A 20,332-nucleotide genomic window follows, 5' to 3' on the forward strand; every position below is an offset into this window, starting at 1 on the left:
AATTATTTTTCAAACTCAACATCAAAGTTCAGTTTGTCAGGATTCTCCATATAATCCGTAAAAGAGTATTGAATTGTAATTGATTTTCGATCGTCGCTAAACAAAGCATTCGGATTAGAAACTTTCTTAATCTTTTTTGGAAAATGATAATTTACAATATAACTAGACGAAGCAAACATCATTTTAGTCATATCAGCAGCCGTATCTTTTGCCTTTGCAGCCTGTAGTTTCTCCTGATCGATTACTGCTTTTCTTGTAAATTTCTTTCCGTCATAAGTATAGCTTAATTTACTTTTGTTATCTCCAAAACCATTTCCAAGCGGAGTTGCATTCGCTCCTCCCTCTAATTTTTGAAAAGTGCTTAAAGTCTGTAAAATATCCTGCAGTTCATTGACATTTTTAAAATCTGTTCCCAAATTCATTAAAAACTGTTTTTTCTCTGAACTCATTTTTGTTGAAACGACAAAATTTTCAAGCTTTTTTAGTTCTTTCTGAGTTTCTGGCGATAACTTAGCTATACTGTCTTTTTTTTCTTCAAATAGTTGCTTGAAGGTAAAAGTAGTATCAATATCTTTTTTGGTATCTCCCATTTGACCCGAAATCTGATCGCCAGCCATTTCCATTAAGGCAGAACCATCCATGTCAACCGAAAATTTTCCGGTTCCGTTTTCATTGACGTAAATATTTTCAGTAAATGTACAGCTGGTTAACGTGGCTATTAAAAAAGAAAAACTCAGTAATTTATATAATTTCATCATTGTACAATTTTTCATCAAATATACGATTTTTTACATTCTCTCATGATCAGATCATAAAGGGGCTAAAGATGATTGAAACCCAATAAATTGATGTCACAAAAAATCTAAAAACAGCATTCTAAAATCTGCATTCTTTTCTTTATCTTTGCACACTTAAAAAAATAGCACAAAAATGGCATTATCAGAACAAGAAATCATCAGAAGAGAAAAACTTCAAAACTTACGCAATCTGGGAATCAATCCTTATCCAGCTAATCTTTTTCCTGTAAATCATACTTCGAAGCAGATAAAGGAAACTTTTGAGGAAGGTAAGAAGGTTATCGTTGCAGGACGTTTGATGAGTGTTCGTGATCAAGGTAAAGCTTGTTTTGCAGAATTACAAGACAGCGAAGGACGTATTCAATTGTACGTAAACCGTGACGTTTTGTGCGAAGGTGACGATAAAACTTTATACAACCAAGTATTCAAAAAATTAACCGATTTAGGTGATTTTATTGGTATCGAAGGTGAATTATTTACTACACAAGTGGGTGCAAAATGTATTCGCGTAACTGGTTTTACATTCTTGAGTAAAACATTGCGTCCGTTGCCTTTACCAAAAGTTGATGAAGACGGAAAAGTACACGATGCGTTCAATGATGCTGAATTACGTTATAGAATGCGTTATGTAGATTTAACGGTAAATCCGCAGGTTAAAGAAACTTTCTTAAAGAGAACTAAATTGTTCACTGCAATGAGAGAATATTTTAACAATGCTGGATATCTTGAAGTAGATACTCCTGTTTTACAGTCAATTCCTGGTGGTGCATCGGCAAGACCATTTATTACGCACCACAACTCGCTTGATATACCGCTTTACATGCGTATTGCAAATGAGTTATACTTAAAAAGATTAATTGTTGGTGGATTTGAAGGTGTTTATGAGTTCTCTAGAAACTTCCGTAATGAAGGAATGGACAGAACACATAATCCTGAATTTACTGCAATGGAAATATATGTAGCCTACAAAGACTACAACTGGATGATGGACTTTGCTGAAGGTTTATTAGAGCATTGTGCGATTGCTGTAAATGGCACAAGCGAAGTAACTTTTGGCGAGCACAAAATCAACTTTAAAGCGCCTTATGCACGCGTTACAATGACAGATTCTATCAAACATTTTACTGGTTTTGATATCTCTGGAAAAACAGAGCAAGAATTGTTTGAAGCTGCACGTGGAATGGGAATCGAGGTTGACGAAACAATGGGTAAAGGAAAATTGATAGATGAGATTTTCGGAGCAAAATGTGAAGGAAATTATATTCAGCCAACTTTCATTACAGATTATCCAAAAGAAATGTCTCCGCTTTGTAAAGAACACCGAGATAATCCAGACTTAACTGAGCGTTTTGAATTAATGGTTTGTGGTAAAGAAATTGCAAATGCATATTCTGAATTAAATGACCCAATCGATCAAAGAGAGCGTTTTGAAGATCAAATGCGTTTGGCTGCAAAAGGTGATGATGAAGCAAACGGAATTATCGACGAAGATTTCTTAAGAGCGCTTGAGTACGGTATGCCTCCAACATCTGGAATGGGAATTGGAATGGATCGTTTGATTATGTATTTGACAAACAATGCTTCTATCCAAGAAGTTTTATTGTTCCCTCAAATGCGTCCTGAGAAAAAACAAGCTCAGATTGAATTGACAGAAGAAGAAAAAGTAATCTTGACTTTATTAAAAGGAAACGAAAATAAAATGGATTTATCTCAGCTAAAAGTTTCTGCTAACTTAAGCGGTAAAAAATGGGATGCATCTATGAAAAACTTATCTAAACACGGTTTGACTAAAGTTGTTGTGGATGGTGAGTTTAAGTTTGTGGAACTAGTTAGTTAAATTCCAAAAATTGAAATTCCAAAAATTGAAATTCCAAATACCAACTTGGAATCTATAATATTACAAACCCGACAGATTTAAAAACCTGTCGGGTTTTCTATTTAAAATAATCTAATTAAAACGAATACTTCTCCAATTTCTTCCCTTGAATATCTAAAACCTTTGCACTTTCTTTTGGAACATCACCTTTTATAACTTCTTGAACAGACGGATTAGATGGATATTTACCACCTTTCATTTTTAAAAGATGAAATTTTCCTCCACTTTCAAATTTAAGATCATAAAACTTTTCTGTTGATGAAGTGGTTACATAAATAGGAAAATCGGTTACAGTGAAGCGATTTATTACACTTCCGTCATTCTTCAAAATATATCCCGAACAGCCTCCGCTTCCGCAGAAATAAGAATTTGAGAAACCAACCAAATATTCGTTTTTCTTATCATTATTTAAATCAAAAGCATCGTAATAAAAATAACGATCGTCTTTTGTTAGTGCAGGAATATCATTCTTTAATAAAATGAGTAATTGTTTACGGATTAATTCTACTGCTTTATCTTCTTTTGGAGTAGCTTCACTTAAATTTGCCGTTCCACCAAGTGTTTTAGATAGCGTATCTTGAACAACCGTTTTTACAATATTTTTTGAGTTATCTTTATTCTGGCAAGAGCTTAATGCCAGAATTGCGATTAGAATTAAAATTTTATTTTTCATAATCTGATATTTAAATTCGTAATAATTACACCAGCAATGCCGCTTTATTTTCAATATCATTCTGCATCAACAATGATTTTATATTATTGAAAGTCACCAAAGCAATCTGTGTCAAAGCCTCATTGGTAAAAAATGCTTGATGCGCGGTTACCAAAACATTTGGAAAACTCATCAAACGCTGAATCGCATCATCTTGAATAATGTCTGCAGAAAGATCCCTAAAGAACAGTTTTTCCTCCTGTTCGTAAACATCAATTCCTAAATAGCCAATTTTGCCTTCTTTTAAGCCTTCAATAACCGACGACGTTTCTATTAACCCGCCACGGCTTGTATTGATAATCATAACGCTGTCTTTCATAAAAGAAATAGAAGTCGTGTTAATGACATGTTTCGTCTGCTCATTCAGCGGACAATGAAGCGAAATAATATCACTCGATTTAAAGATTTCTTCTAAACCTACAAAAGAAACACCGTCCTTTTTCATCTCTTCATTTTCAACAATATCATAAGCCAAAACTTTACAGCCAAAACCTAGTGCTATTTTAGAAAATGCTTTTCCAATATTTCCTGTTCCAATAATTCCGATTGTTTTTCCGAATAAATCAAATCCTAATAAGCCGTTTAAAGAAAAATTCTGTTCACGAACTCTGTTATAGGCTTTGTGTGTTTTTCTGTTTAAAGTTAAAATCATTGCCATGGCGTGCTCTGCAACCGCTTGAGGAGAATATGCAGGAACACGACAAACTTTTATCCCTTGATTTTTAGCAGCTTCCAAATCGACATTATTAAATCCGGCGCAACGTAGAGCAATTATTTTTACTTTTTTTTCTGCCAATTGATTGATAACGGTTTCGTTTACAATGTCATTTACAAAAACACAAACAATCTCGCATTCCTCAATTAAAGCTACAGTTTGCGGATTCAATTGTGTTTCAAAAAAGTTCAGCTGAAAACCAAAACCTTCGTTGTATTTATTGAAAAACGTTTTATCGTAAGGCTGAGTAGAGAAAAAGGCTATTTTATTCATGGTTTTGAGAATTAATTCATTTCAAATTTCTTGATCCATTAAAAATAAGAAATTATTTTCAATGAGTACTTAACTAAATCGCTAATCAACTACTTGTCAATTTGTTAAAAAAAATATAATTTTTAAAAATTCAATTAAACCTGTTTTATTCAAAAAAGTCTAATTCCTTATAAACAATTAAAAAAACTTAAAACATGAAAAAATTATTAATTGCAGCTTTGTTATTTGTTGGAATAGCAAGTTTTGCACAAGAAAAAAAAGAAAGATTAACACCAGAACAGCGCAATGAAAAGCAATTGCAAAAATTGACAACAGAATTAAATCTTGATGCCAATCAGCAAGCTCAGGTTAAGCAACTTTTGGCAGACCGAAGCGCGAAAGCTGAAAAACTAAGAGATGCACGCCAAGAGCAAAGAGAAAGCGGCACAAGACCAACTGCTGCAGAAAAAGAAGCTTTTAAAAAGGAAATGATGGCTGAAAAAGATGCAAACGATGCTAAAATGAAATCGATTTTGAATGCTGACCAATATACAAAATGGAAAACCATTCAAGAAGAAAACAAAGACAAAGCGAGAGAAAAAATGAAAGAATACAGAAAAGATAAAAACTAAATGAAAGAACACAGAAAAGACAAAAAATAATCTTGTTCAAAAAATAAAAAAAGAGGCTTTAAAGCCTCTTTTTTGTTATTTAAAATGATTTTGATACTTTATCAATCGCATTGATTGTAAAATCTAAATCTTCGTAAGTCAATGCATCTGTAATAAACCACGTTTCGTATGCAGATGGCGCGATATAAACACCTTCCTGCAATAATCCGTGGAAGAATTTCTTAAATGTTTCATTATCTCCTTTTGCAGCAGTTTGAAAATCGGTAACTGGGTCTGCATCAAAGTGAACAGAAATCATAGAACCTACTCTATTGATCGTAAATACAACATTATTAGCTTTTAAAACTCTATCGATTCCCGCTTCTAAATAAGCTGTTTTTTCTTCTAAACGAGTAAAAATTTCTCTGTCAGAATCAAGTGCTTTTAACATTGCTAATCCAGCAGCCATCGCTAATGGATTTCCAGACAATGTTCCCGCTTGGTAAACTGGTCCAAGTGGCGCTAAATAGTTCATGATTTCTTCACGAGCTGCAAAAGCTCCAACTGGAAGTCCTCCACCAATAACTTTACCGAAAGTCACGATATCAGCATCAATTCCGTACAATTCTTGAACTCCACCGCGCGCCAAACGAAAACCTGTCATTACTTCATCAAAAATCAATAAGATTCCGTTTGCTGTACATAAGTCTCTTAAACCTTGCAAGAAACCTTCTTTAGGCACAATACACCCCATATTTCCTGCAACCGCTTCGATAATAATCGCAGCAATTTCTCCTTTATTAGCTTCAACTAAAGTTTTTACATTTTCTAAATCATTGTATTTTGCCAACAAAGTATCTTTTGCAGTTCCCTCTGTAACGCCTGGACTATTTGGAGATCCAAAAGTTACGGCTCCACTTCCCGCCTGAATCAAGAATGAATCTGAATGTCCGTGGTAACAGCCTGCAAATTTTATGATTTTATCTCTTTTTGTAAATCCGCGAGCCAGACGAATCGCGCTCATACAAGCTTCTGTACCTGAATTTACAAAACGAATCTTATCAATATTTGGAACCATAGAAACAGCCAAAGCAGCAATTTCTGTTTCCAATTCAGTTGGCATTCCAAATGAAGTTCCCAGTTTTGCTTTTTCGATTACAGCATCAACAACTGGCTGATAAGCATGGCCTAAAACCATTGGCCCCCAAGAGTTGATGTAATCTATTAATTTATTTCCGTCTTCATCATATAAATATGCGCCTTTGGCACTTTTTACAAAAATTGGAGTTCCGCCAACCGCTTTAAACGCTCTTACTGGTGAATTTACTCCTCCTGGAATTACTTTTTCTGCTTCAGCAAAAAGCTGACTACTTCTTTTGTATAACATTTAATTTTAGATTTTTGAGTTCAGATTGATTCTTCCTTATAAACTCATTAAAACATTTTATTTTATTTATTTTTTAGTTGCAGACCTTGCATATCCATGATGTGAATCAAACTCTTCTTTTAAGATCCACTTACTTTTGCATTCACTACATTGGTACATTTCTTCTTTAATACTGCAACATCCAATATCCTCCTCTAGAATTGTCTCTATAAGATTTAAACCTTTTAGAGAACAAGTTAATCCAAAATATTTTTCACATTCTTTTGGATTCCCACATTGTACAGAGTTGTCATAAAAATAAACTTCTGCAATTTCAAAATGCTCAACAGGAAAGTAATTTTGAACCTCAAATGGAACATATTCATTTGATACAACTTCGTTTACTTGCAACCATTTTTGAACATCTTTGTATTCAATCATTTTCCATAAGCCACCACATTTGGAGCATTTATAGATTAAATTTTTCAGTTTTCCCTCTCTCAGGAAATAGGAATCTAATTCTGTTAAGTGTTCCTTTTCACAACTAAGTTCCAAATTTGATCTCTCAAAATTTCCGCAATATTTATAGATCACCGTTATTTTAAATTTTAGAATTCAGTCCCAAAAGCTATTTAAATAGAATTAATTATTTCACTTTCAACCTCTGCCCGATCGAAATCGCATTATCAGTTAGATTATTTTTTCTTTTTAAATCTTCAACCAATAAATTAAATTTCTTTGAAATTGAATAAAGCGTATCTCCTTTTTGAACCTCATACAAATTAGGATCATATTGATTCATATTGATCTTTGGATCAGAAGCGACATCATAAGATGATTTTTTTGGTGGAGCCGAAGTATTAATTGGAACATAGTTTCTTCCTGTAACCTGACAATCGTACTGATGCAGATTGTAGCGTTCAATATAACTGATCAATTTATCTGGATATTTAGGATCTGTTGCGTATCCACAAGCTCTAAGCCCTTTTGCCCAAGCTTTGTAATCGTCTTTTTCGTAAGTGAATAAACTAGCATATCGTTTTTTTCCAACCAAAAATAAAGCGTGATCTCTATACGATTCTGATGCCTGAGGATATTTTCTAAAACATTCCTGAGCCGAGTCATCGTCGTGGCGAACACTTTCTCCCAACCAATCATTATGACATTTTATCCCAAAATGATTATTAGCATCTACAGCTAAATCTCCTCTTCCTGCACCAGATTCTAAAATTCCCTGCGCCAAAATAATACTCGCTGGAATTCCGTAAGTCTTCATATTTCCCATTGCAATTTCTTTGTACTGCAATACATAATTATTAATCAAATCGCTGGTAACAACTGTTTTGGATGTAGATTGAATAACCTCAGTTGTATTATTTGTAGAAGGGTAATTTTTACCGATTGGTTTAACAGGAGTACTTCTTTTTGTCGCCGCCGTTCGAGTTTGAACAGCTGCCGCTTTTTTAGTCGTCGCGATGGCAGGCTTACTGGAAGAGCAGCTTGCTAAAGCTAATATTACGAGAAGTAATACAATTTTTTTAATCATTGGTTTTGAGTATTGGTAATTTCTTCTGCTTCAACTTTATATTCATTCCTTCAATTCCCTGCAATCCGCCTGTGTGAATGAGTAAAATTTTTGAATGTGCAGGAAAATAATTTTTGCCGATTAAATCTATAACGCCAAAAACCATCTTTCCCGTATAAATTGGATCTAAGGCCACTTTTGTTTCTTCAAAAAAAGCATTAATAAATTCAATTAATTCTAAATTTATCTTGCCATAACCTCCAAAATGATAGTCAGAAATTAAATTCCAGTTATCTTTATTTGCAAAAATACGAATTTCATCGGTTAAAAAGTCACCTTTTAACGCTGGAAAGCCCAAAATTTTCTGATTTGACAGCGAATTATTAATTAATCCCGAAATAGTGCCACCCGTTCCAACAGCACAGCAAACATAATTAAAAACCGAATCTTCTTCTGCCAAAATCTCTTCACAGCCTTTTACCGCGAGTTCATTTGTGCCGCCTTCGGGAACGAGATAAAAATCTCCAAACTTGTTTTTCAGTTTTTCTATAAATGAAATTTCACTTTTTAAACGATATTCCTCTCTCGAAACAAACTCAAATTGCATTCCGTTTTCTTGAGCAAATTTCAAAGTTGGATTTTCTTGTATTTTATCTAAAAGTTCGTCTCCGCGAATAATGCCGATAGTTTTAAAACCTTGCTCTTTTCCTGCATAAGCCACTGCTGCAATATGGTTAGAAAATGCTCCTCCGAAAGTCAATAAAGTGTCTTTATTTTCGGCTTTAGCCTGAAGCAAATTGTATTTTAATTTTCGGAATTTATTTCCTGAAACGAAAGGATGAATTAGATCTTCGCGTTTTATTGTCAAAGAAATATGATTCGGAAAATTGATATTTATATGTTGATTGAAAACTTTCATTTTAATTTGATGTAATTCAAAAACTGAAAAAAAGATCGGTTTTTAAGATAATTTAAATCCGCTTCTTTTGCATAAGCTTCTCTTTCAAAACTGATATTTCGATATGCTAAATCTTTGTTTTTGTATTGGATTAAACGAATTAAAAACTCAAAAACATACCAAATAAAGAATGGAAGAATTAACATTTCTAATTGCTGACGTAAATGTATTTTTTCATGATTGACAAAAACTCCATTTGCTTTATCAAAATCATATTTTATCAAAACAAAAGGAAATACAGCCATTCCTCGATAACCTTTCGGAATTAAATATTTGGCAACAATCAGAAACATTGGCTGTAAAATTTATAAATTTGTAGCTATAAAATTGTTCGATTTCAATAAAATCATAATCAAATATTTTTATTTTTGATTTTAATTATTCGAAAAAGAACACGAAGCAGATTTATGAAAGAGCAAAGTAATGAAAATAAATTAATCGAAGGTGAAGATTTTTACTATACACCCGAAGGTTACAAATGCTTTACCGAAAAACATCATTTAAAACGTGGTTATTGCTGTAAAAGCGGCTGCCGCCATTGTCCGTACGGATTTGATAAAAGGACAGGAGAAATAAGAAAGAAATGAATTAGACAATGTGGCAATTTGAAAATTAGATAATTCAATAAATCTCAATTTTTAAATTCCAATCTAAAATTAACAAGCAACAATCTAAAATATTATATGGATATCCATTCACTAAAATTCAGGATTAAAATCCACAAGTCCTATCATAGGTCGGATATCCGTTATCCCTAGTTTTTTAATTAGAAAATGTGGCAATATGGGAATGAGATAATTAAAATAAACCAATTACGTCGGTTACTATTTCGCTCCTCTGAAGCTTCTGTACTGGGTGATTCTTATTTTCTATAAATATTACACCTTTCCAAGGCTTTAATTCAAGGATAGGCAAATTTATATTTCAAAAGCTCCGAGAGGAGCGACATACTTATAGAAATAGTGTAACCATTTGTCACCTATAAGCCCCAGCGGGGCGACATAATTTTATAAAAAACAAAAAATTAATCTGCTGTTAATCTAACCGCAATATCTTAGCGTCTTAGATCCTCAGCACCTTAGAATCTTAAAAAATGACTTTCAAAGAACAAATACAACAAGGAATACCATCTATATTACCACCAAAAAAGGAATACGATCCAGCTATTAATCACGCTCCGAAACGAAAAGAAATTCTTTCGGCAGAAGAAAAAAAACTGGCTCTTAAAAATGCTTTGCGCTATTTTGATCCAAAACACCATGCCGAACTACTTCCTGAATTTTCAGAAGAATTAGAAACATACGGGCGTATATATATGTATCGTCTTCGTCCAGATTACAGAATGTACGCAAGACCAATTGACGAATATCCAGGGAAATCATTGCAGGCAAAAGCAATTATGCATATGATTCAGAACAATCTTGATTATGCTGTGGCGCAACATCCGCACGAATTGATTACCTACGGAGGAAATGGAGCGGTTTTTCAAAACTGGGCGCAATATTTATTGACGATGCAATATTTGTCTGAAATGACAGATGAGCAGACTTTAACAATGTATTCTGGCCACCCAATGGGATTATTTCCTTCTCATAAAGAAGCGCCGAGAGTTGTGGTAACAAATGGAATGGTGATCCCAAATTATTCGAAACCTGATGATTGGGAAAAAATGAATGCTCTTGGAGTTTCGCAATACGGACAAATGACAGCGGGAAGTTACATGTATATTGGACCTCAAGGAATTGTTCACGGAACTACGATTACGGTTTTGAATGGTTTCAGAAAAATAAAACAAAATCCTGAAGGAAGTTTATTTGTAACTTCTGGTCTTGGCGGAATGTCTGGCGCTCAGCCAAAAGCAGGAAATATTGCTGGTTGTATTACAGTTTGCGCTGAGGTAAATCCGAAAATCACAAAAATTCGCCACGAACAGGGATGGATTAACGAAGTCGTAACTTCTACTGACGAATTGGTTGCCAGAGTTGCTTTGGCGAAAGCCAATAAAGAAACGGTTTCGATTGCTTATTTAGGCAATGTGGTTGACGTTTGGGAACGTTTTGATCAAGAAAATATTAAAATTGATTTAGGTTCAGATCAGACTTCACTTCATAATCCGTGGGCTGGAGGTTACTATCCAGTTGGAATTTCGTTTGAAGAAGCAAATGATTTGATGGCAAATAATCCAGAATTATTCAAAGAAAAAGTTCAAGAAACCTTACGTCGACACGCTGCAGCAATTAACAAACATACTGCAAAAGGAACTTACTTTTTTGATTACGGAAATGCCTTTTTATTGGAAGCTTCACGTGCGGGAGCTGATGTAATGGCTGAAAATAATATTGATTTTAAATATCCAAGTTATGTTCAGGATATCATGGGACCAATGTGTTTCGATTACGGATTTGGTCCTTTCCGTTGGGTTTGTACTTCTGGAAAACCTGAAGATTTATTAAAAACTGATGCTATTGCTTGTGAAGTTTTAGAAAAAATGGCTGAAACTGCGCCAAATGAAATTCAGCAGCAAATGCAGGATAACATCAAATGGATTAAAGGCGCGCAAGAAAATAAATTGGTTGTTGGTTCACAAGCTCGAATTCTATACGCTGATGCAGAAGGAAGAATAAAAATTGCAGAAGCTTTTAATCAGGCTATTGCAAAAGGCGAAATTGGCGCTGTGGTTTTAGGACGCGATCATCACGACGTTTCTGGAACCGATTCTCCTTACAGAGAAACTTCAAACATTTATGACGGATCTCGTTTTACAGCTGACATGGCAATTCATAATGTGATTGGAGACAGCTTTAGAGGAGCAACTTGGGTGTCAATACATAATGGCGGCGGAGTTGGCTGGGGAGAGGTTATAAATGGCGGATTTGGTATGGTTCTTGATGGCTCTAAAGAGGCTTCAAAGCGTTTAGCTTCAATGCTTTTCTGGGATGTTAACAACGGAATTTCAAGAAGAAGCTGGGCAAGAAATGAGGGTGCTGTTTTTGCTATAAAAAGAGCTATGGAGGTTGAGCCATTATTGAAAGTAACTTTACCTAATCTAGTTGATGAAAGTCTGCTTTAATTAAATTGAGAACATTAATTCTTAGAAATATGAAAACACTTAAGTTAATTCCGTTTTTGCTACTGCTGATACTTACTTCTTGCAGTACTGTGACTGTTTATTCTGACTATGACAAAACTGTCGATTTTACGCCTTATAAAACGTACGCCTACTTTAAGCCCGGAATTGACAAGGTCGAAATATCAGATTTAGACAAAAGAAGAATTCTTCGTGCAATTGATGATCAAATGCAAGCTAAAGGATTTACGAAAAGTGACAATCCTGACTTGCTAGTAAACATTTTTACTAAGTCAAGAGAACAAGTAGATGTAAACCAATTTACAGCTGGCTGGGGTTACGGCTGGGGTTGGGGTTGGAATCCTTACATGATGTACGGAGGCCAAACTACAGTTTCAACTTCTACTGAAGGCACTTTGTACATTGATTTGATCGATGCTAAAAAGAAAGAAATGATTTGGCAAGGTGAAGGAATTGGAACTTTGACAAGAAACATCGATAAAAAAGATGAAAAAATTGCTGAGTTTGTAGGCAAAATTTTAGCTCAATATCCGCCAGTAAAAAAATAATTATTTACATTTGCCCTTCAATCAGTAAAGAAAATGACAAACTTTAACAACATTATTATCGCTATTATTAGCATTATTGCAATTCAGCAATAATGGCGAGGTGCTATATAAGTTTGTAAAATATAATTTATAGAAACCTCCCAATTGGGAGGTTTTTTATTTTAAGGATAATTAAAAAGTCGCCACGAATTCGAAAATGTATCTGTTCAAAGATTATAAAAAATAATTCGGGAATTCGTGGCAAAAAAAAACAAAACATCATGAGTTTATTTGAAGAAGTACTTAATGCCCAAAAGCATCTTGAAAATGTAGTTGCCGCAACACCTTTAACGCAAAATCTGAATCTTTCAGACGAATTTGAATCGACTATTTTATTAAAAAGAGAAGATTTGCAAATTGTTCGTTCATATAAAATTAGAGGCGCTTATAATAAGATTTCTTCGTTAAACGAAAAAGAAAAAGCAAACGGAACTGTATGCGCAAGTGCAGGAAATCATGCTCAAGGTGTTGCCTATTCTTGCAATCTTTTAAAGATTCATGGTAAAATTTACATGCCAAAAACTACTCCAAAACAAAAGGTAAAACAAGTTCAACTATTCGGAAAATCGTTTGTTGAAATTGTTTTAACTGGAGATACTTTTGATGATGCTTATGCTTCTGCAACTGCTGATGCCATCAAAAATCATAAAACATTTATTCATCCTTTTGATGATGAAAAAGTAATTGCAGGACAAGGAACTGTAGGATTGGAAATCTTGGAAAGTTTTAAAGAACCAATCGATTATGTTTTTGTTCCAATTGGCGGCGGTGGACTGGCCTCGGGATTATCAGAAGTTTTTAAACATTTAAGTCCGCACACCAAAATAATCGGCGTTGAGCCAAAAGGCGCTCCTTCGATGAAAACATCAATTGAAGAAAACAAAAATACACCGCTAAAATCAATCGATAAATTTGTAGACGGTGCAGCGGTTAAACAAGTTGGCGATAAAACTTTTGAAATCTGCCGATACAATCTTGAAGATATTATTTTGGTTCCAGAAGGAAAAGTCTGCACCACAATTTTAAGATTATATAACGAAGAAGCCATGGTGGTTGAACCTGCTGGAGCTTTAACAATTGCTGCTTTGGATTTTTATAAAGATAAAATTAAAGGAAAAAATGTAGTCTGCATTGTAAGCGGAAGCAATAACGACATTGAAAGAACTGCCGAAATAAAAGAACGTTCTTTACTTTATGAAGGCTTAATGCATTATTTTATGATTCAGTTTCCACAGCGTCCAGGGGCTTTAAAAGAATTTGTCAATAATATTTTAGGTCCAGATGACGACATCACATATTTCCAGTTTGCTAAGAAAAACAGCCGCGAAGTAGGTTCTGTCGTAGTTGGTTTAGAATTGAAAAATAAAAATGATATTATGCCAATTAAATTGAAGATGACCGAAAATGGTTTTGAGTTTCAATATCTGAATGACAATCAGGATTTGTTTACGCAATTGATTGGATAAAATAAAAAACAAAGGCTGTCAGATGGGATGACAGCCTTTTCAAATTCAATACAAATTACTAATTGAATTGTGGATGTAATTATTGCTTCAAGATTTTTTTCGAATACGAACCTTTACTATCGTTAACTTTTACGATGTAAACGCCTTTTGGCAATCGAGAAATTTCTATTTCAGCTTGATTTCCTTTTACAAATTTTACATTTTTCTTCAAAACTGGCTGTCCAGTAATATTGAAAACCTGCACTTCAGCATCTCCTTCATGACTCGTGTCAATTTTTAAAGAATCATCTGTTTCATTTACAAAAATCGTCATATCATTTGAGCTTGTATTTTCAACTACAGGAGTTTGCACCGCCAAAGCACTTTTTGCTGTAGAAGATTCAACCTGCACCAACTGCCACTGCTGATTTAAACCTCCTGTATAAGCCCAAATCTGAATATTGGCACCATTTGCCGTAGAAACGTTTTCAACATCAAGCGATTTACCACTGTTCACATTTATAATTTTATAATATCCAGTGCCAAGACTTGTTACTGTCCATTTAAATTCATTAGAAGATGAAAACGTTTTTTGCTGTACTTTTAATCCATCAGCTGTTCCGTTGTTTTCAACAGCCAAATACATTCCAGTCGATTTTACGATGATGTAATAATTACCGCTTCCGTCAGGAACAAATTTCCAACGTTGGTTACTTCCTCCTCCGTTTGTTATATCATATTGCTGAATTCTGCTTCCGCTTGCAGTAGCATTGTCAGCCACATCTAAACCTTTGTTACTGTTTCTTGAAATAATGTTATAATATCCAGGAAATTCGGTAGCAGGCGGTGTTCCAGAGCTCCAAGTAAAAGTAACTGCGGACGAAGCTGGAACAGCATAATTAAATGCCGAAGATCCTGAAACTACTTTTATCGTATTTGATGAACCGCCAGAATTGTATACTACAAGTGCAGTTGATCCGTCAGGGTTTTTGAAAGCAGCAGACTGAATACTGCTGTTTGTGCTTGAAGCCCCAATTCGCAAAGCACCAGGTTTTACAAATTTTGAAATTTGACCAATAATATAATACGCTACATTTTTAGTATAGCTTGTACTATTATTAACTGTAATAGCGCCTAAACAAGTACTGCATCCTCCAGGAGTACGAGGGCCTAGGCTTGCATTATTCGCGGCATTCCATTCTAAAACTGTTTTAGACCAGTTATTTGTACTGCCTATCACAACATTTTGCATATGCCAGCCAAAATCTCCACTAAAACTTCCGCCCGAACCAGTGTATTGTTCTGTAAAATAAACGTTTTTATTGGTTTGAGTTTTCACTGTTGACATAGCTGAGATATTTCCTAAATACAAGTGAAATGCTGCTCCGTCAACATAAGAACTATTATTTAAAACATCAATCGGATAAGCTGTATTATCGCAATTGTGGTCAAACGCGATAATTTTAATGTTTCCGTAACCCGCAGCTGCCATCTGAGGTCCAAGCTGCTGGTTGATGAAATTCTTTTGCTCTGTAGAATTCATCAGCATACTCGGTTCGTTATTTGGATTTTCTGGCTCGTTTTGTGGTGTAATTGCCCAAATATTGATACCTTGTGCTTTCATAGCATCAAAATATTTTACGAAGTATTTTGCATACGCTGCATAATATTGCGTTTGCAGAGAACCTCCAACCCAAGATCCATTGGTTTTCATCCATCGTGGAGCAGACCAAGGTGTTGCTAAGATTTTGATGTTAGGATTAATCAACAGAATCTTTTTAAGGATTGGAACTAAATAAGTCAAATCAGGTCCGTTCAAACTAAAGTTGTTCATGTTGGTATCTCCCGAAGTTTCATTATAACTATAAGAAGAACTGCTTAAATCTGAAGCTCCAATACTGATACGAACAACACTTGCATTTAATCCCGTTGTTGGATTGTATAAATCATTCAACAATTGGTTTTGCTGTGTGGCAGCCATTCCGGAAATGACTTCGCAGCTTCCTTCAGTAAGAGTATAACCGAATCCGTCCATAGTTTGATAGGTCGTTCCTGCATTTACTGTTACAGTTGAAGGATTGGTTCCCGAATTGGTTCCAAAACTTACCGTTGCCTGCTGCTGTAGTAGTTTAGTCTGATCTCCTGAAGTAATAAACGGAGTTACCGTCTGAGCGTTTAAGCTGTTCATGAATAAAAGCGTACTGCAACATAATAGTTTCAACGCTTTACTTACCCGAATTGTAGGTGTTTGAGTAGTTTTGTGCATTCTTTTGTGGTTTTGGTTTGATAATTAGTTTTTTCTTATTTATTCAGTATTATTTTACTAAAACAGCACAATATTATGAGTATTTTTAAAACATTCTCATTTTTTAAACTTTACAAATACACATCAAATTAAAAAAATTGATATAACAAAAACTAGTCTTATTGTTTTTCAAAACACTGAAAAACAATCTTTTAAAAAATTAAAAATCATAAAAAACTTACCTGTTAAAACCTAAATAACTTATCATAAAATAAAAAATCTATACAAATCCTTACAAAATGTGATTTTGCCTAGCAATTAAAGGGCATATGACAATTATCAGGGAAGCAAAAGAAAGATATATTGTATTTTTGCAGCTTACTTAAAATACAATAAAATGACAGCTTTAAAAGATATTTCGACAATTGAAGACATTCAGCAAATGGTTAACAGCTTTTATGCAAATGTTAGAAAGGACGATCTAATTGGGCCGATATTTAATGACAAACTACAAGATCGCTGGGAGTCTCATCTTCAAAAAATGTATAATTTTTGGCAAACTATTTTATTTGATGTTCGCGCTTATTCTGGAACTCCCTTTCCTCCGCATAAACAATTACCGGTAGACAAAACGCATTTTGATCGCTGGATCGCAATTTTTAATTCGACAATCGATTCGCAATTTGCAGGACCAATAACAGAAGAAGCAAAAATGCGTGCTACTAATATGGCTTTTATGTTCAGCCATAAAATTGAATATTTCAGAAATGCAGAAAATGAAATGAGAAATGCAATAAAAAAATCTTAAAGAAATTCTTTCAAATAAAAAGCAGAACTTTATATTTGAATAAATGAATTAAACCCAAATCTTTATTCTTTTATTTATGAAAAAAGTAATTTTCTTTATTGCAATCTGTTTCTCTTTTTTAAACCAACTATCAGCACAATCTCAAACTTCAATTTCCAATTTATATAAAGGAACTGTTGACGGAAAAACTCCTATAACGGTTTATATTAAAACAGAAGAAAATCCTTGCACTGCAGATTTAATGTTTACTTCTATGTATCGCTACAACAAATCTAACAATTGGATTCAACTGAATGTTACTCAGGGTAAAAAGAAAGAAAATGAATTTGTTATGGTTGAACAAGGTTTTAGCGGTGTTTTAATTTTGCAGAAAAACGGAAATACATTTACAGGTTTATGGATTAGTCCAGACACTAAAAAGCAGTTAAAAGTTGATCTAAAAGAAGCTACAATGACTAAAAAAGAATCGGAAAATTTCGAAAAGACAATGGAAAAAGTGAATTATGAAAATAATGACTGCTAGAATTCCATTTATTTCCACCTTTGTAAAATCTACAAAAATGCAATAAAAGTCAATTTCGAATAAAAATTTTGTGATGGATGATAAAAAAACGAACCGTAAATTCGTAATTTTACATTTTAATCTACAACGTTTTCGAAATGAATCCAAACATTGAAACCAATCCGTTATTAGAGCGATTGCCTAAACATTTACAGCAATTTATTAAACCTCAAGATTATAGCGATTACACTCCTATCAATCAGGCGGTTTGGCGATATGTTATGCGCAAAAATGTAGATTATCTTTCTAAAGTTGCGCATCATTCTTATCTGGAAGGTTTGCGTAAAACAGGAATCGAAATTGATTCTATTCCGAGTATGTACGGTATGAACCGAATTCTTAGCGAAATTGGCTGGGCAGCGGTTGCCGTTGACGGATTTATTCCGCCAAATGCTTTTATGGAATTTCAAGCTTATAATGTTCTCGTTATTGCATCTGATATTCGTCAATTAGAACATATTGAATATACTCCTGCTCCAGACATCATACACGAAGGCGCCGGCCACGCTCCTATAATTGCAAATCCTGAATATGCTGAATATTTAAGACGTTTTGGCGAAATTGGCTGTAAAGCAATTTCTTCTCACAAAGATTATCAAATGTATGAAGCAATTCGTCTGCTTTCTATTTTGAAAGAAGCCGAAGATACTCCACAAGAAAAAATTGATGAAGCAGAAAAAGCGGTTGCCGATTTGCAAAATGATATGGGAGAATTGTCTGAAATGGCACAAATTAGAAACCTACATTGGTGGACAGTTGAATACGGTTTGATTGGAACCGTTGAAAATCCGAAAATATATGGTGCGGGATTGCTTTCTTCAATTGGCGAAAGCGCCCACTGTATGACCGATAATGTAAAGAAAATCCCTTATGATATTTCTGCTGCGAATCAGAATTTTGATATTACGCAATTACAGCCACAACTTTATGTAACTCCGAATTTTTCTTATTTAAGTTTAGTTCTGGAAGAATTTGCCAATAAGATGGCTCTGCGAACTGGAGGTCTTTCTGGAATTAAAAAACTGATTCAATCAAATGCTTTAGGAACTATTGAATTAAGCACTGGTCTGCAAATTTCAGGAGTTTTCACCAATGTTATTGAAGATGAAGGAAAACCCGTTTACATCCAAACTACAGGAAAAACTGCTTTGGCTTACCGCGAAAAAGAATTAGTTGGTCACGGAACGTTAACCCATCCGCACGGATTTGGAAGTCCGATTGGGAAATTGAAAGGTTTTAATCTTGCAATTGAAGATATGAGTCCGAAGGATTTACAGGCTTATAGTATCGTGGAAAACGAAACTGTAAAACTGGAATTTGAAGGCAATATTATTGTGGAAGGTGAAATTATTACAGGTTCTCGAAATCTTCACGGAGAAATTATTTTAATCAGTTTTAGAAATTGCACCGTAACTCATGGAGAAACTGTTTTGTTTCAACCTGAATGGGGCAATTACGATATGGCAATTGGTAAAAAAGTGATTTCTGCATTTTCAGGTCCTGCCGATGTAAATAGTTTTGACTTAATCAGTATTGTTCCTTCAAGTAAAACGATCAAAGCAAAACATACTGAAAAGCGCGACGAATTAGAGCATTTATATGCAACCGTTAGAGATATTAGAACAAATAAAAGCGCTAAAACAGAATTAAAATCTGTTTTTGAGAAACTGAAAAGCAACCACTCTAACGACTGGTTATTATCTGTCGAAATCGCAGAACTTTTGAAAGATTCTGATGAAAAACAGCTTTTACAAGAAGTCTTAGTTCATTTAGATCAATTGAAAGTAAAACGTCCTGAAATTGCACATTTGATTTCGGGTGGTTTGGATTTGATTTTTGATAATTTGCCACAATCCCGATAGCTATCGGGACTAAGACGCAAAGTTTTTATTTTTCTCGCTAATTGTGCTGATTTTTTAATCTCGCAAAGGCGCAGAGTCGCAAAATTATTTTGCTTGTTTTGTCATTTCGACGAAGGAGAAATCACACTAGAAATTCCGCGTAGTAATATCACTATGTCGATTTACGAGTCTGATTTCTCCTTCGTCGAAATGACAAGATTGTGGAAAGAAGCCTTTGTTACTTTGTCGCTTTGTTGCTTTGAACCTCAAAATCACAATTTCAAATCCTGAGTCAATTCTGTTTCAGATTCAATAGTTTTTCCGTTGTATTGCAGTTTCCAACCCATCGAATTGGTCATGATTAAAATCTTAGACAATTCGCTTATTAGTCTATTTTGAGCGTTTGTTTTAAGAGTAGAATTTTCGATTTTCTTAGCTAGATTCGCTTTTACCGATTTGTTGATTTTATTATAATCATCTCCCGTAAACGGATTCAGTTTACTTTGCTCAACATCGTAAAACTGAATATCTGGATTTATGGTGATTTCTTCTTTCGGGATATTTAAAATTGTGATGGTTTTATTTTTTTCATCAATATCATATTTCATTTGATGCAGATCATAAGCAACGGTCACATTTGCATTGACCACAATTAGCGCTTTTTTCTCAAAAGAAATCATGTCCATCAAATATTTCTGCTGATTTTTATATGTAATGACTTCCGAGAAATGCCCTTCGGTAACAACCAATTTTCCAACGTTAAGAATCTGCTGCTGAATTAAATTGGTATTGTACTGAATATCTGAATCGTCTTCTTTTTTGAACTGGCAATATTTAAAGGCCAAGACAATAAGTAAAACAATCACCCCAACGCCTATAATTCTTTTGATCAAGTTTTGCATTCCTATAATATATTTAAACGAATTTACTTCATTTTTTCTTTC

At 34.2% G+C, this 20,332-nt stretch carries 19 protein-coding genes; 9 read left to right on the forward strand and 10 right to left on the reverse strand.

The features are described from left to right. Window positions 1-2: 2 nt before the first annotated feature. A complete protein-coding gene (locus DMB71_RS04920) occupies window positions 3-773 on the reverse strand; it encodes a hypothetical protein (RefSeq protein ID WP_239452927.1) in 771 nt (256 codons plus the stop codon). 157 nt (window positions 774-930) lie between these two features. Here DMB71_RS04920 and lysS point away from each other — a divergent pair, with 157 nt between their 5' ends. Continuing rightward, on the forward strand, window positions 931-2,634 hold the full coding sequence (gene lysS, locus DMB71_RS04925) for a lysine--tRNA ligase (RefSeq protein WP_111364159.1): 1,704 nt from the start codon (window positions 931-933) through the stop codon (window positions 2,632-2,634). A 115-nt stretch (window positions 2,635-2,749) separates the two neighbouring features. Here the strand turns inward: lysS and DMB71_RS04930 are convergent, their stop codons facing one another. Beyond that, window positions 2,750-3,346 (reverse strand): hypothetical protein, encoded by a 597-nt coding sequence (locus tag DMB71_RS04930; RefSeq protein ID WP_111364161.1) that lies wholly within the window; start codon window positions 3,344-3,346, stop codon window positions 2,750-2,752. 25 nt (window positions 3,347-3,371) lie between these two features. After that, window positions 3,372-4,373 carry a 2-hydroxyacid dehydrogenase gene (locus DMB71_RS04935; RefSeq protein WP_111364163.1) on the reverse strand — a complete coding sequence of 334 codons (1,002 nt, stop codon included), beginning with the start codon at window positions 4,371-4,373 and terminating at the stop codon, window positions 3,372-3,374. Window positions 4,374-4,567: 194 nt separating this feature from the next. Here DMB71_RS04935 and DMB71_RS04940 point away from each other — a divergent pair, with 194 nt between their 5' ends. Beyond that, the gene (locus DMB71_RS04940) at window positions 4,568-4,984 is read left to right on the forward strand and encodes a hypothetical protein (RefSeq protein ID WP_111364165.1); all 417 of its coding nucleotides are present in this window, start codon (window positions 4,568-4,570) and stop codon (window positions 4,982-4,984) included. Window positions 4,985-5,063: 79 nt separating this feature from the next. Here the strand turns inward: DMB71_RS04940 and hemL are convergent, their stop codons facing one another. From hemL to DMB71_RS04965, 5 genes are all read right to left on the reverse strand, one after another. Continuing rightward, complete coding sequence (gene hemL / locus DMB71_RS04945) at window positions 5,064-6,350, reverse strand: glutamate-1-semialdehyde 2,1-aminomutase (protein ID WP_111364167.1); 1,287 nt, start codon at window positions 6,348-6,350, stop codon at window positions 5,064-5,066. Window positions 6,351-6,416: 66 nt separating this feature from the next. Continuing rightward, window positions 6,417-6,923 (reverse strand): hypothetical protein, encoded by a 507-nt coding sequence (locus tag DMB71_RS04950; RefSeq protein WP_162614780.1) that lies wholly within the window; start codon window positions 6,921-6,923, stop codon window positions 6,417-6,419. A 52-nt stretch (window positions 6,924-6,975) separates the two neighbouring features. Continuing rightward, window positions 6,976-7,875: a glucosaminidase domain-containing protein gene (locus DMB71_RS04955; RefSeq protein ID WP_111364171.1), complete on the reverse strand. Its 900-nt coding sequence runs from the start codon at window positions 7,873-7,875 to the stop codon at window positions 6,976-6,978. Next, entirely contained in the window at window positions 7,868-8,773 is a 906-nt protein-coding gene (locus DMB71_RS04960) for a 1-aminocyclopropane-1-carboxylate deaminase/D-cysteine desulfhydrase (RefSeq protein WP_111364173.1), read from the reverse strand. The genes DMB71_RS04955 and DMB71_RS04960 overlap by 8 nt, the downstream gene beginning before the upstream one ends. After that, window positions 8,770-9,105: a hypothetical protein gene (locus DMB71_RS04965; protein WP_111364175.1), complete on the reverse strand. Its 336-nt coding sequence runs from the start codon at window positions 9,103-9,105 to the stop codon at window positions 8,770-8,772. Before DMB71_RS04965 ends, DMB71_RS04960 begins: the two co-directional genes overlap by 4 nt. Window positions 9,106-9,219: 114 nt before the next feature. On the opposite strand from DMB71_RS04965, the gene DMB71_RS04970 reads away from it, so the two are divergent. The 4 genes from DMB71_RS04970 (at window position 9,220) to ilvA (ending at window position 13,953) form a co-directional block, all read left to right on the forward strand. Next, window positions 9,220-9,399, forward strand: a complete 180-nt coding sequence (locus tag DMB71_RS04970) for a DUF5522 domain-containing protein (RefSeq protein WP_066032608.1) — start codon at window positions 9,220-9,222, stop codon at window positions 9,397-9,399. A gap of 506 nt (window positions 9,400-9,905) precedes the next feature. Next, window positions 9,906-11,882 (forward strand): urocanate hydratase, encoded by a 1,977-nt coding sequence (locus DMB71_RS04975; RefSeq protein WP_111364178.1) that lies wholly within the window; start codon window positions 9,906-9,908, stop codon window positions 11,880-11,882. 29 nt (window positions 11,883-11,911) lie between these two features. Then, entirely contained in the window at window positions 11,912-12,448 is a 537-nt protein-coding gene (locus tag DMB71_RS04980) for a DUF4136 domain-containing protein (RefSeq protein WP_066032610.1), read from the forward strand. 260 nt (window positions 12,449-12,708) lie between these two features. After that, the gene (ilvA, locus tag DMB71_RS04985) at window positions 12,709-13,953 is read left to right on the forward strand and encodes a threonine ammonia-lyase IlvA (protein ID WP_111364180.1); all 1,245 of its coding nucleotides are present in this window, start codon (window positions 12,709-12,711) and stop codon (window positions 13,951-13,953) included. 79 nt (window positions 13,954-14,032) lie between these two features. On the opposite strand, the gene DMB71_RS04990 is transcribed toward ilvA, so the two are convergent. Then, on the reverse strand, window positions 14,033-16,198 hold the full coding sequence (locus DMB71_RS04990; protein WP_111364182.1) for an RICIN domain-containing protein: 2,166 nt from the start codon (window positions 16,196-16,198) through the stop codon (window positions 14,033-14,035). Window positions 16,199-16,574: 376 nt separating this feature from the next. Here DMB71_RS04990 and DMB71_RS04995 point away from each other — a divergent pair, with 376 nt between their 5' ends. From DMB71_RS04995 to DMB71_RS05005, 3 genes are all read left to right on the forward strand, one after another. Continuing rightward, window positions 16,575-16,985 (forward strand): group III truncated hemoglobin, encoded by a 411-nt coding sequence (locus DMB71_RS04995; protein WP_111364184.1) that lies wholly within the window; start codon window positions 16,575-16,577, stop codon window positions 16,983-16,985. A 76-nt stretch (window positions 16,986-17,061) separates the two neighbouring features. Then, complete coding sequence (locus DMB71_RS05000; protein ID WP_111364186.1) at window positions 17,062-17,508, forward strand: hypothetical protein; 447 nt, start codon at window positions 17,062-17,064, stop codon at window positions 17,506-17,508. A 137-nt stretch (window positions 17,509-17,645) separates the two neighbouring features. After that, complete coding sequence (locus tag DMB71_RS05005; protein WP_111364188.1) at window positions 17,646-19,409, forward strand: aromatic amino acid hydroxylase; 1,764 nt, start codon at window positions 17,646-17,648, stop codon at window positions 19,407-19,409. Between the two features lie 251 nt (window positions 19,410-19,660). On the opposite strand, the gene DMB71_RS05010 is transcribed toward DMB71_RS05005, so the two are convergent. Next, window positions 19,661-20,290, reverse strand: a complete 630-nt coding sequence (locus DMB71_RS05010; RefSeq protein ID WP_111364272.1) for a DUF4230 domain-containing protein — start codon at window positions 20,288-20,290, stop codon at window positions 19,661-19,663. Window positions 20,291-20,332: the final 42 nt, after the last annotated feature.

Origin of the sequence: Flavobacterium tistrianum (genome assembly GCF_003254545.1) — a bacterium.
In the GTDB taxonomy this organism is placed as follows: Bacteria; Bacteroidota; Bacteroidia; order Flavobacteriales; family Flavobacteriaceae; genus Flavobacterium; species Flavobacterium tistrianum.